Origin of the sequence: Mycoplasma zalophidermidis (assembly GCF_018913985.1) — a bacterium.
GTDB lineage: Bacteria > Bacillota_I > Bacilli_A > Mycoplasmatales > Metamycoplasmataceae > Mycoplasmopsis > Mycoplasmopsis zalophidermidis.
Genome location: NZ_JAHMHK010000002.1, coordinates 86,304 through 98,561, shown reverse-complemented (window position 1 = coordinate 98,561; position 12,258 = coordinate 86,304). Strand labels below are relative to the sequence as shown.

The 12,258-nt window shown below is 29.5% G+C and carries 9 protein-coding genes, 9 tRNA genes and 1 rRNA gene; 18 read left to right on the top strand and 1 reads right to left on the bottom strand.

What is annotated here, in order from left to right:
- Nucleotides 1–240, top strand: a 23S ribosomal RNA gene (locus KQ878_RS02155); the annotation flags it as partial.
- 531 nt (nt 241–771) lie between these two features.
- Nucleotides 772–1,824 carry a zinc-dependent alcohol dehydrogenase family protein gene (locus KQ878_RS02150; RefSeq protein WP_258451777.1) on the top strand — a complete coding sequence of 351 codons (1,053 nt, stop codon included), beginning with the start codon at nt 772–774 and terminating at the stop codon, nt 1,822–1,824.
- Nucleotides 1,825–2,038: 214 nt separating this feature from the next.
- Here KQ878_RS02150 and KQ878_RS04205 read toward each other — a convergent pair whose 3' ends face one another.
- Complete coding sequence (locus KQ878_RS04205) at nt 2,039–2,164, bottom strand: hypothetical protein (protein ID WP_258451776.1); 126 nt, start codon at nt 2,162–2,164, stop codon at nt 2,039–2,041.
- A gap of 325 nt (nt 2,165–2,489) precedes the next feature.
- On the opposite strand from KQ878_RS04205, the gene KQ878_RS02145 reads away from it, so the two are divergent.
- The 16 genes from KQ878_RS02145 (at nt 2,490) to KQ878_RS02070 (ending at nt 11,935) form a co-directional block, all read left to right on the top strand.
- Nucleotides 2,490–2,563: transfer RNA gene (locus KQ878_RS02145), tRNA-Gly, on the top strand.
- Between the two features lie 73 nt (nt 2,564–2,636).
- Nucleotides 2,637–3,974: a tRNA uridine-5-carboxymethylaminomethyl(34) synthesis GTPase MnmE gene (gene mnmE, locus KQ878_RS02140; RefSeq protein WP_216567840.1), complete on the top strand. Its 1,338-nt coding sequence runs from the start codon at nt 2,637–2,639 to the stop codon at nt 3,972–3,974.
- A gap of 8 nt (nt 3,975–3,982) precedes the next feature.
- Complete coding sequence (locus KQ878_RS02135) at nt 3,983–4,750, top strand: TatD family hydrolase (RefSeq protein WP_216505567.1); 768 nt, start codon at nt 3,983–3,985, stop codon at nt 4,748–4,750.
- On the top strand, nt 4,737–5,516 hold the full coding sequence (rsmA, locus tag KQ878_RS02130) for a 16S rRNA (adenine(1518)-N(6)/adenine(1519)-N(6))-dimethyltransferase RsmA (protein ID WP_216505566.1): 780 nt from the start codon (nt 4,737–4,739) through the stop codon (nt 5,514–5,516). The genes KQ878_RS02135 and rsmA overlap by 14 nt, the downstream gene beginning before the upstream one ends.
- Before the next feature lie 383 nt (nt 5,517–5,899).
- Nucleotides 5,900–6,931 (top strand): NAD(P)H-dependent glycerol-3-phosphate dehydrogenase, encoded by a 1,032-nt coding sequence (locus KQ878_RS02125; RefSeq protein WP_373422572.1) that lies wholly within the window; start codon nt 5,900–5,902, stop codon nt 6,929–6,931.
- Between the two features lie 238 nt (nt 6,932–7,169).
- Nucleotides 7,170–8,063, top strand: a complete 894-nt coding sequence (locus tag KQ878_RS02120) for an MAG4940 family membrane protein (protein ID WP_216505564.1) — start codon at nt 7,170–7,172, stop codon at nt 8,061–8,063.
- A gap of 12 nt (nt 8,064–8,075) precedes the next feature.
- Nucleotides 8,076–10,214 carry an MSC_0775 family lipoprotein gene (locus tag KQ878_RS02115; protein WP_216505563.1) on the top strand — a complete coding sequence of 713 codons (2,139 nt, stop codon included), beginning with the start codon at nt 8,076–8,078 and terminating at the stop codon, nt 10,212–10,214.
- Between the two features lie 150 nt (nt 10,215–10,364).
- Nucleotides 10,365–10,439, top strand: a tRNA-Cys gene (locus tag KQ878_RS02110).
- Between the two features lie 6 nt (nt 10,440–10,445).
- Nucleotides 10,446–10,522 (top strand) — tRNA-Arg (locus KQ878_RS02105).
- 148 nt (nt 10,523–10,670) lie between these two features.
- Nucleotides 10,671–10,744, top strand: a tRNA-Gly gene (locus tag KQ878_RS02100).
- Between the two features lie 126 nt (nt 10,745–10,870).
- Nucleotides 10,871–10,945: transfer RNA gene (locus tag KQ878_RS02095), tRNA-Asn, on the top strand.
- A gap of 4 nt (nt 10,946–10,949) precedes the next feature.
- Nucleotides 10,950–11,025 (top strand) — tRNA-Glu (locus tag KQ878_RS02090).
- Between the two features lie 3 nt (nt 11,026–11,028).
- Nucleotides 11,029–11,104: transfer RNA gene (locus KQ878_RS02085), tRNA-Val, on the top strand.
- Nucleotides 11,105–11,195: 91 nt separating this feature from the next.
- Nucleotides 11,196–11,636, top strand: coding sequence for a carboxymuconolactone decarboxylase family protein (locus tag KQ878_RS02080; protein WP_216567839.1), 441 nt, complete (start codon nt 11,196–11,198; stop codon nt 11,634–11,636).
- Between the two features lie 133 nt (nt 11,637–11,769).
- Nucleotides 11,770–11,845 (top strand) — tRNA-Thr (locus KQ878_RS02075).
- A gap of 5 nt (nt 11,846–11,850) precedes the next feature.
- Nucleotides 11,851–11,935 (top strand) — tRNA-Leu (locus tag KQ878_RS02070).
- Nucleotides 11,936–12,258: the final 323 nt, after the last annotated feature.

Sequence of the window (12,258 nt, the reverse complement as noted above, 5' to 3'; positions counted from 1 at the left end):
GTTTTTAGTACGAGAGGACCGAAACGGACGTACCACTGGTGTTCCAGTTGTTCCGCCAGGAGCATAGCTGGGTAGCTAAGTACGGAAAGGATAACCGCTGAAAGCATCTAAGTGGGAAGCCTCCTCAAAGATTAGTATTCCCTTGAGATTCCTTGTAGACTACGAGGTTGATAGGCTGGATGTGTAAGCATAGCGATATGTTGAGCTGACCAGTACTAATAAATCAATAGGTTTAAAAGTAATGTGTATTTTATACATTTCAATGAGTTTTAAATTACTATTCAGTTTTCAGAGAATAATGCTCCGGATGGAGTTTTTTTTATTGATTTTTAGAACAAAAATAATCAAAAAGGTAATAAAAATAACCTGTTGAATTTAATTATTTAAATTCAACTAAAATTAACTAATTATGTGATAATGTGGAAAATTTGGAAACAATTTCATAACCTCTAATTTGATATTTCTAAAACAATATATATGATGAATCATACTCAACTAAAAACATAAATATACCAAAAACCACTAAAAATGCTGTTTTTTGCGTAAAATATAGTCTTTTTATAAAAATATACGTGTAGTCTACACTATATATTTTTAAATGTTTGTTCCCAAAATACCTATATATATTGGTTTTTGGTGTTCTATCTACAAGTACTAAAATTAAAAAAAATAAAAAAATATTTAATAGAGAATATAAATTTGATATATTAATATTAATATTGTGTGAAAACGCAATATTATAAAAAATCACTTTATAGGAGAACAAAATATATGAAAATGAAAGCATTAGTTTATCATGGAGATCACAAGATTTCTTTAGATCTAGTTGATAAACCAGTTATTCAAAAACCTACAGATGCAATTGTTAAAGTCACGAAAACAACAATCTGTGGTACTGACTTAGGTATTTACAAAGGCAAAAACCCTGAAGTAGCTTCAGGAAGAATTCTAGGACACGAAGGAATTGGTGTTGTAGAACAAGTTGGTGAAGGTGTTACAAACGTTAAAGTAGGAGATAAAGTTCTTATTTCTTGTGTTACACCTTGTGGCAAATGCGACAACTGTAGAAAACAACTTTACTCACACTGTCGTGAAGACGAAGGTGGATGAAAATTTGGATACATGATTAATGGTACCCAAGCAGAATATGTACGTGTTCCATTCGCGGATAACAGTTTATATAAATATCCAGAAACAATTTCTGATAATATAGCAGTTATGTTGTCTGACGCGCTTCCTACAGGACACGAAATTGGTGTTAAATATGGTAATGTTAAACCTGGAGATTCTATTGCCATTGTAGGTGCTGGTCCGGTTGGTATGGGTGTATTATTAACTTCACAACTATACTCACCTGCCAACATCATCGTTATTGACCTTGACCCAAACAGATTGGAAATGGCTAAAAAATTAGGTGCAACTCACACAATTGTTCCATCAGCAAATCTTTTAGCAGATGTTCAAAAAATTGTTGGTGCAGATGGTGTTGATGTTGCTATCGAAGCTGTTGGTGTTCCACAAACATGACAAACATGTCAAGAAATCGTTAAAGCCGGAGGACACATTGCTGTTGTTGGTGTTCACGGTAAAAAAGTTGATTTTGATGTTCAAAATCTATGAATTAAAAACTTGACAATTACAACCGGTTTAGTTAATACAAATACGACTCCATTATTAATTAATGGTGTGTCAACAGGTAAATTGCCAGTCGAAAAACTAATTACTCACGAATTCAATTTAAGTGATATGATGAAAGCATATGAAACTTTCCTAAATGCTGCTGATACTAAAGCAATGAAATTGTTAATTGACGCAACAAAATAAAAATCTTAAACAAGGGCATTATCCTTGTTTTTTTATTTTAAGCTACTGCTAAATAAGATTATTTAAAGGATAATCAAAAAGTTTTGGCAAAAGACCTTTTCTAACGTTGACTTAAGGCGTTTAGACGTCTAAAATTCTTTTGTGAAGGTTAATGATTTATTTTTTGTAGATAAGATGTGAAAAAATAAAATCACCAACGCATAATTTGGTGATTTTATTTATTGATTCAATGTATTACTTTAAGTTTATTGCACGTTGCTGCACCGACATCTTTGACTATAACCAATTTTGCCAAATTAATATTAGTATGTGTAGCAATTGTAAAAATATGATGTGACATGCGTCCTAATTCAACAATTGATAATTCATCACACTAGCATTATTTTCTTCAGTAGCTTTTTTGTCGTTGATTTTTGATATTAATAACTTCGCCAACTTAGGTGATTTATTCAGTTAATTTGACAAAAATTATAAAAGAAAAATTAGAATTTTTAAATCAATCTTATTAATGTTGTTTTAATAGCTTTATAGTTCTTTAAAATCTAAGTTTTCCTTCTTACCCTGCTTTTATTTATTATATTTGTTTAATATTTGATCATCTAATGAAAAAAATATTTTTTTGTTTTTTTCATTTTGTTTTTTTATTATAATAAATAAGAAATTATGCGGATGTAGTTCAATGGTAGAACTCCAGCCTTCCAAGCTGATTATGCGGGTTCGATTCCCGTCATCCGCTCCATTTGTTTAAATAACACCGAAAGCAGTTATCTGCTTTTTTTAATATAAATTAATAATAAGGTAAAATAGATAATATGATAAATGACACAATAGCAGCAATTTCTTCAGGTGGAAAAATAAATCAAGCCATCTCAATAATTAGAGTTAGTGGTAGTGAAAGTACTCAAATAGTCTCGAAAATTTTCTCTGGAAAAATAGGAAAAAATCACACGATAACTTACGGTAATATTATTGATAACTTAAATGGAAACAAAATAATTGATGAAGTATTAGTTATGTGGTTTATAGGTGAAAAAACATTCACCGGTGAGGATACAGTTGAAATAAATTGTCACGGTGGTGTTGTAATAACTAACCGTATTTTAGAATTGCTTTTAGCTAACGGGGCTCGATTAGCCACACCGGGTGAATTTACTCGCAGAAGCTTCTTGAATGGCAAAATGGATTTAATCAAAGCGGAAGCAATAAATGATTTAATACATGCTCAATCAATGATTCAAACTGAATTAGCTGTTCAAAAATTTGATGGACGTACGAGTAAATTAATTGAAGATTTGAAATCAAAATTAATGTATTTAATTGGAAAAATAGAAGTTAATATCGACTATCCTGAATATGATGATGTAGAGAAAATTCTTGACAACGGATTACTTAAAGAGTTATCCGATTTAAATACTAAAATAAGTAATTTAGTTATACAAAGTGAGAATTCCAGACTGCTTTTCGAAGGAATTAAAGTCGCAATAATTGGAAAGCCCAATGTTGGAAAAAGTTCATTATTAAATTGTTTGCTTGGTGAGGAAAAAGCTATCGTTACCGATGAAGCTGGTACTACTAGAGATTTAGTCGAAGCTTCTTGACAGTATAAAGGTATTCTATTTAAACTTATTGATACCGCCGGAATCAGACATGCAAATGCTAAGGCTGAACAAATAGGAATCGAAAAGTCTTTTGAGCAAATAAAAAATGCCGATGTTGTTATTCATGTCTGTGATACACAACAACAAAATGACGAATTCGACACGAGAGTAATTGAGTTAGGTAAAAAATATAACAAAGAATTAATTACAGTTTGAAATAAAAAAGACCTAGCTAAGGCACCTAAAGGATTCATTTCTATAAGTGCTCAAAACAATGATATTGATAGCTTATTAGAAACATTAGTTAGTAAATTTAAAACAATGAGTATTAATGATGCTGATTTTGTGACGAATGCTCGTCAACTAGCTTTAATTAAAAAAGCTAAGAATAATATTGAATCTGCTATCAATTCATTAAATATGGGTCTATATTCTGACTTGGTAATTATTGATATTACAGAGGCTTGAAAAAATTTAACCGATATAACAGGTAGAGCAGACAATGAAGAATTATTGGATGATATGTTTAAGAACTTTTGTCTAGGGAAGTAGAGGAAAATATGGCAATAAAATTTGTTGATGCGCATACGCATCCACTGAAAGAATATTATAAAAATCCTGATGAAACAATAATGAATGCTTTTAATGAGGGTGTTGAAATTATGATGGTTACCGGTTGCAGTCTTGAAGAAAATAATGAGGTAATCGACACCTGTAAAAAATACGATTTTACATATCCTGTAATTGGTATTCATCCAAATCATGCCACAGGCGAGATAGATGGGTTAAACCTTGAAAAACAAATAACCGGTGATGTTAAAGCTATTGGTGAAATTGGTTTAGATTTCTTTTGAGATTCGGTCCCCAGAGAAATCCAAATTTCATCTTTGCACTCACAAATAAAAGTTGCTCAAAAATATAACTTACCCGTTGTTATTCATATGCGTGATTCATATGAAGAATTGTATGAAATATTGAAACAGTATCAAGATGTTAAATTTATGATACACACATTTAGCGGAGACCTTTACTGAGCCAAAAAATTTTCTGAATTCAATACATATTTCAGTATAAGCGGTGTTTCTACTTATAAAAATGCACAAAAAACTATTGGAGTTGTTGATTGGCTTCCAATTGACAGAATATTAACCGAAACAGATGCTCCTTATCTTTCGCCCGCTAATAAGAGAGGAACTGAAAATGTTTCTGAAAATGTAATCTATACAACTATGTTTTTAGCCGGAATTAAAAAAATGGCTCCTGAAAAATTTGCCAAACAAGTTGTTAAAAATGCGAAGGAGTTTTTTAATTTAAATGTCAAAAGGTAAAAGTATAGTAGCGAAAAAGAAATTTGGGCAGAATTTTTTGAATGATAAAAACATAATTAAAAAAACTATTGAAGTAATAAGTCCACTAGGTAAGAAAATTATTGAAATTGGTCCGGGTTTAGGAGCATTAACCGAAGAACTAAACAAGAAGGCAAATAAATTAATTGCCTTCGAAATTGATGAAGATATGATTAATCACTTGCTTAAAAATAATATTTTGTCCGAAAATCAAATTATTAAGGGTGATTTTCTTGATGCGGACTTAAGTGATTTTAATGGTTTTGAAATTGTAGGCAATATTCCATATTACATCACTAGTGAAATAATTTTTAAAATAATTGAAAACCGTAATAACTTCAAAAGAGCTACATTAATGGTTCAAAATGAAGTTGCAGACAGATTAGTAGCAAAAATAAATACACCAGATTATTCAAAATTATCAATAACTGTCCAGTACGTTGCTGATGTAAAAAAAGAATTATTTGTTAAAAAAACATTATTTTCACCAAGTCCTAAGGTTGATTCAGCAATTGTTACATTAGAATTTAAGGACGAAAATAATTCAAAATTCAATAAGCTTAAGGATTTCTTTAAATTATGTTTTCTTTCTAGACGAAAAAAATTGTCATGAAGTTTAAAAACAAAATATAGTGACGAAAAAATAAAACAGGCGTACAAAAATCTTAATTTAGGTGAATTTACTAGAATTCAAGAATTAGACCTATTTAAAATTGAAAAATTATACGACCAATTGGAGAGTGAATAAATGAATATTTGTGAATTTGATTATAAAAATGATTTAGAAACCTTTCAAACTAATCCTGAAATTATCGAGTCCAGACTTAAAAGCTACTCTAAAATGACTGAATTCTTATTTTTAATATCTATAGTAATACACATTGGCACTGCTGTACTATTCTTCTTCTTAGGTTGAATTGAAACATGGCATAAAGTCTTATTAAGCTTCTCGGTTATTATCACTGTAGTCCTATACATTTTCAGTTTTATTAAACTTATAGGACTATTCAGTTTCAAAAAAACATTCAGGTTAGCAGCGCAAGATTCAGAAAGCAAAAAAGCTTACAAAAACTATAAGATATATAAATTTTGTAAATTTGATTGAACTTGCTATAAGAAAATAAATTAAATTTGATAAAATTTATAGTTAAAGAAAGACATGGTGATATTATGCAAAAAATAACATTTATAGGTTCTGGGGCCTGAGCTTCTGGTTTAGCTACAGTTCTATCGAAAAACAATAAAAAAGTAACATTATGAGGTATTGATCAACAAGAAATTAGTGATATAAATAATGGACTAAATACAAAATATTTTGGAGAAACTAAATTTAATAATCCACAAAATGTTCAAGCTACAGCGGATTTAACTAAAGCCCTTGAAGATTTTGATTTATTAGTACTTGCTGTTCCTACAACAGTTATCGTTTCGGTTTTAAATAATATTAAAAAAATAATCGGCGATAAAAAAATTAATGTCATAAATGTTGCTAAAGGTATTGACGGTGTGTCTAAAAAATTTTTTTCTGAGGTAATTTCTGATGTATTAGATCAAAATTTATTAAACATTTGTTCATTAATCGGGCCTTCATTTGCAACTGAGGTATTTCAGAATAATTTGACTATTATCAATGCCGTGGGAAAGAACGAAACGTTTTTATCAGAAATAGCAAATTTATTTAATAACGAGACTTTTAAAATAGTAATAAATTTAGACGAAAAAGGAAGCGAAGTATATTCAGCTTTAAAAAATGTATTAGCTATCGGTATCGGTATTTCATCTGGTTTGTATTCTGCTAAAAATTTAGCTCCTGCATTGATATCTATAGGTTTAAAAGAGGTATCGGTTATTGCAAAAAAATTATATCCCGATTCTAACCCATTATCGGGCTATGAATTAGCAGCAATTGGGGATATAGTTCTAACTTGTTTGAACATGACAAGTCGTAATTTTAGTTTTGGAATTGAGATTGCTAAAAATGGTTTACTTTCAGCCTTGAATAGTAACACAAAAACAGTTGAAGGGTATAACACAGCTAAAATTTTAAATAAGATTTTAGATGAAAATAATGATATATATGTTCCTTTTATTCAAAGTATTGTTGATGTTTTAACCGGTAAAGAAGATCACCACGACTTACTAAAATTTATTGATAAATTATAATTTTTTATTAAAAATAAGTGCATTTCAATCTTTATCATTTTATAAATATGAAAACGATTCCATATTTATAAAATAATTTCGAATTTACTCATTTTATAATCGCTTACGTAAAAAAATGTTTTTAAAATACTATTTAAAAAACGTAATTTTATGTTCATTTTTTTTATTTGACTTTTTTGGTCATTTTTTTAAACCTTTTCCAGTATATAATAAGTGAATAATTAAAGAAAGGAGATTTATGACCCCGAAACAACTTTTATCAACTAACTGAAGTTCCACAGGATTCTTATACGAATTTCTAGCTACATTTACTCTAGTGTTCTTCACTATGATTTGAATGTTTATTGCAAAATTAACTAAAAAAGATAAAAATAAAATATATATGACTTTTGGCCTGACTTTTGTCACGTTTTTAATGTTTGTTATTCCTTGATCATGAAGTCATTTCTTGTCTTCAAAAGCATCAATGCCGTTAGCAAACCCATTAATAGTTATATTGCAAGCAATGCTACAAGGAATTGATATTAAAAATCATAGCATTTCTCCGATATTTTCGGGGGTATCCTATTTGATAGGTGCTCAAATTTTGGGAGGTGTTTGTGCGTTTATTTTATTTACTCCACTACACTTCTTGATGAGAAATTATTTTATAAAGCATCATAGTGAATATGATGCAAAGAATATTTCATTGCTAAGAATATTTCAAAACAACGAAGATTGTAATTCTAATGTTTTTAAATTCACAATCAAAGAATTTATTTTCATTTCGTTGTTTGTTACTACTGTTCCATTATTAAGTTATATAAGCCAAGTAAATTTTGGGACAAATGGTTATGATAAAATGATTATAACTATATTGGTAATTTGATTTACACTGTATTTATCGGCATTTTTTGGATTTTATGGATTTCATTTATATTTTTCGTTTATGAATTTAGTTACTTCCGTAATTTTAATTATTATAGTAGCACTAAAAAAACTTAATGACCAAAAAAGAGAATCAATGTTTTTATTGAAACGAAGTTCAATCAATTTCTCTATTATATTAATATTTACATTCGCTATACCGATTATTTTTGCCCTAATTATTTTTGGTATAACAAATATATCTAGTTCAACATTAAATTTTTAAAGGAAAGAAAGTATGAAAAAAAATAAAATACTAAAATTATTGCCAGTGTTTTCAGCGCCGGTTTTAATGGCTGCATCTTGCACATTGCAAAATTCAAATAACAAAAATAAAAACAGTATTACAGCAGATAATGAGCTTAATACTATAAAAATTAATAATTATCTGAAGTATAATGATATTTCACATAGAGTTTTAAAGTTTAAAAACCAGAATACAAAGTTATCTGATATAGAATTCATTGATATTTCTAGAAACAACTATATTCCAAATAAATTGTATTTTGATTTCGACGAATTCAAACAAATTCTTATTGACGAAGTAAAATTGGATAAGTATTTTACTGACAGTCTTAAATGAAAATATGATTTTCATAACATTCAACCCGATCCGGCAAATATTAATGATTTATTAATGCCAATAAAACTTATTACACCGATTGATAAATCAGTAGCATTTCAAGGATTATTTGTTGAAAACACATTAAATTTAAAACTTAAAGGATTGAAGTTAAGATCTAGCGATAAAAAATCAGTAGAACCAATTAATTCCATTATTGAAAAACTGCAGGCCGAAACCGCTCTTTTCACAGTTGAAATTAATAGTTCGAATTTAACTAAAAAAATGCAATTATTAAATAAGTGGGAAATATCAAATTTATCTACTAAACAACTAAATGATATATTTAATGTTAAGCTTTCCAAAGAGATTGATTTTGTAGATAACACTCATAAATTAGATTATTTTGTTAAAAATATAGATTTTACCCGCTTTGATGATTTGCATAAAATTAATGTAACCATTAGAGTTGTTGTAAGTGAATTAAACAAATCTAAACCAAACAATATAGGCTTTGACATAGAAAAGTTTATAGACCTAAATCAAAGTGTTAATGACAAAAAAATACAAGATGTGTTGATTAACCAATCGCTTTTAGCAAATTTACATTATTCAATTTTTGATTCAAATATTTACAATTCAGATTTTAATAAACTTACCAAAAATGATTTTGTCATCTCTTCGTTGAATAGTAATATCAAATATGAAATCATTGATTATATGCCTGTTAACTTCAGAAACGGTTTGTTGCATTTAAAAGCAAAAATTTTCGAACATGAATACGAACTAACTAAAAAGGTTGGTGTTGGTGAATTTACTAATCCATTCAAAAATGAGTTTGTTAAGGAAAATTTGAACGCGTTTAACTTTATTATAGATAATTTAACCAAAGAAGACTTACCTAAGGTTAATTCTTCAATTTATAATATATATTCGACAAAATTATTGTCAGGGGGATATGATTCAACAAGATCAGTGTATGGTTCAAGAATAGATACCCCAATATTCTTACATGTTGGTGAAGATTATTTAGCACCAGAATATACACCAATTGTTGCCCCTTTTGACGCAGAAATTGTAGGGGTTTTTGCTAGATCATTAAAAGATGGTCAAAAAGAAATTGCAAATGCCTCGGGGACATCATTGATGCTAAGAGTTGAAAAGAATAAATTACGTAATTACTCTCCTAGAGAACTAGAAATTAATTTTGGTATCCAAGACGAATCCGAATTAGAAAGCGGTTATATTTACATTGGTTTTATACATTTGGATGCGGGCTTGACTATGAATAATTCAGATTTAGGTTGAACAAGTTCTAAAGTTTCTTTAACAAAAGATGGCAAAAATGATTTTGATATTGTTGAAGGGGTATACCCTGACACACCAAAAAAAGTTTCTAAAGGTGAAATTATAGGTTTTTTAGGAACACCCGATACTAACGGAGGTTGAATGCCTCACGTACACATTACTGTTTACAATGATCAAGACAAATATTACAATGAAAACCGAATTGTATCAAAAATGACGCAAAGAAGTGATCGCGTGAAGAAATATAAAGTTAATTCAAATCCATTTTCATCGATAAGAGTAGACGGAGTCACTGCTAAACCAGCCGGAGCTGTTTACGAAACAGACGACCTAACAGCGAAGCAGGATAAAACAAAAAAACTTGATGAACCCCCAATTTGAATTTCAAATCCTATGCAACAACAAGAGCAACGAAACGGATTTGTAAATCCAAATGTGTTATTTAAAATAAGAGGTAATGAAAGTTTTTCGTTTGATTTAGAGGATTATTTTAAATTGAATAAATAGCAACTTAATTGTTGCTTTTTTTATTATTTTACACAACAGTTCAAAATACTATATAAAAAGGTTAATGATATTTATTTTTATTTTTTTTCTAAATATGTATAATATTTTCAGCACTAATTAATAAGTTTGTTGTATAATGTTTTCGCATATGGCACCATAGCCAAATGGCCAAGGCATGAGTCTGCAAAACTTTGATTACCGGTTCGAATCCGGTTGGTGCCTCCATATTATGCGCCCGTAGCTCAACTGGACAGAGTGCTTGGTTACGGCCCAAGAGGTTGTGGGTTCAACTCCTGCCGGGCGCGCCATTTGTCGTTAGACACCTTATCCGCGATGCGGATTTTTTTATAAAATTGCAGTTTTAGTCAGATATATAACATGTAAAGGGATCAAAAATAATTTTTTTAATTTTTTATTTTGTTTTTTGTATAAATATATTATTATTTTATTGCAATTGCAAACGTAATTTAATGGCAAAATTCTAGCTTGCCATGCTAGTAATGGGGGTTCGATTCCCCTCGTTTGCTCCATTTGCGAAAGCACCTAAGAAATAAAATTAATAATTTATTTTGATAAAGTCGAAAATATGTGAAAAAAATTAAAAAAATATTTTGTAAAAATTATTTTTAGTTATAATAATTAAGCATATTTTCAGTGCCGATTTAGCTCAGCGGTAGAGCAGCTGGCTGTTAACCAGTTGGTCGCAGGTTCGATCCCCGCAATCGGCGCCATTATGGTCTGTTGGTGAAGCGGTTAACACACATGGTTTTCATCCATGCATACACGGGTTCGATCCCCGTACAGACTGCCATTTGGAGAATTAGCTCAGTTGGGAGAGCGGCGCCCTTACAAGGCGTAGGTCATGGGTTCGAGCCCCTTATTCTCTACCATTTGTTTAAATACACCAAACTAGATTAGCTAGTTTTTTTATTTACAATTTATAGTTCTTGTGTAAAAATAAGTTTAGGAGAAAAAAGAAATATGACAAAAAGAGTAATTATTGCAAAAAATGATCCGAAATTATTAGAAGGTTTAAATGATGTTTCTGAATATTTGAAAACTAAAGGATTAGACTTGATTTTAGTTGAATTAATTAAAATTAGAACATCACAAATCAATAAATGTGCTTACTGTATTGAAATTCACGCCAAAATAGCCTTAGACGCAGGTGAAACACCAAGAAGATTATATGCACTACCAGCATGACAAGAATCACCACTATTTAGCGATAAAGAAAAAGCGGTTTTATTAATGACTGAAGAAATAGCCCATATTTCAAATCAAGGTGTTACAGATGAAACATACTCAAAACTATGAGAATATTTTACTGAAGACGAAATCGCTAGATTAATTATGGTGGCAATTTCTATGAATGCTTGAAATAGAGTTGCATTAAGCGCAAAATTAGAACACAAAAAATAATTTTTTAGTCAACAAATAATGTTGACTTTTTTTATTTAAACACTAAAAATGATATATATTTAACACAATTAAAATAAATACTTTTTTTATTTGCAAAAACAAAAAAATGTATATAATGTATTTACAAATATACGCCGGCTTAGCTCAGTTGGTAGAGCAACTGACTTGTAATCAGTAGGTCGTAGGTTCGAGTCCTATAGCCGGCACCATTTTTGCGCGAGTGGTGAAATTGGCAGACACGCTAGATTTAGGCTCTAGTGCTTCACGGCGTGAGGGTTCAAGTCCCTCCTCGCGCACCATATGTATTAGCACCAAATATCGCATTCGCGATATTTTTTATTATCTATTTTAAATTTATCCACGCAATTTGATTGTAATATCATTATTCCCTAAATTGCTAATTTTAAGTTAAATATGGCGATTGTGCAGCAATTTATCCACATTATATAAATGGAAAAAGTTGATAAAAATTAGTTATTAAAGCATTGTAATATGTAATTGTAAGAAAAAAGAAAGGAAAAAATGGATAAAAAAATGGAATCTTTTTTGTTACAGTTAAGAATTTATGTCTTAACAAAATGATTTACTTATTATAAAAAAGATAAGTGAATCAACACTTAAT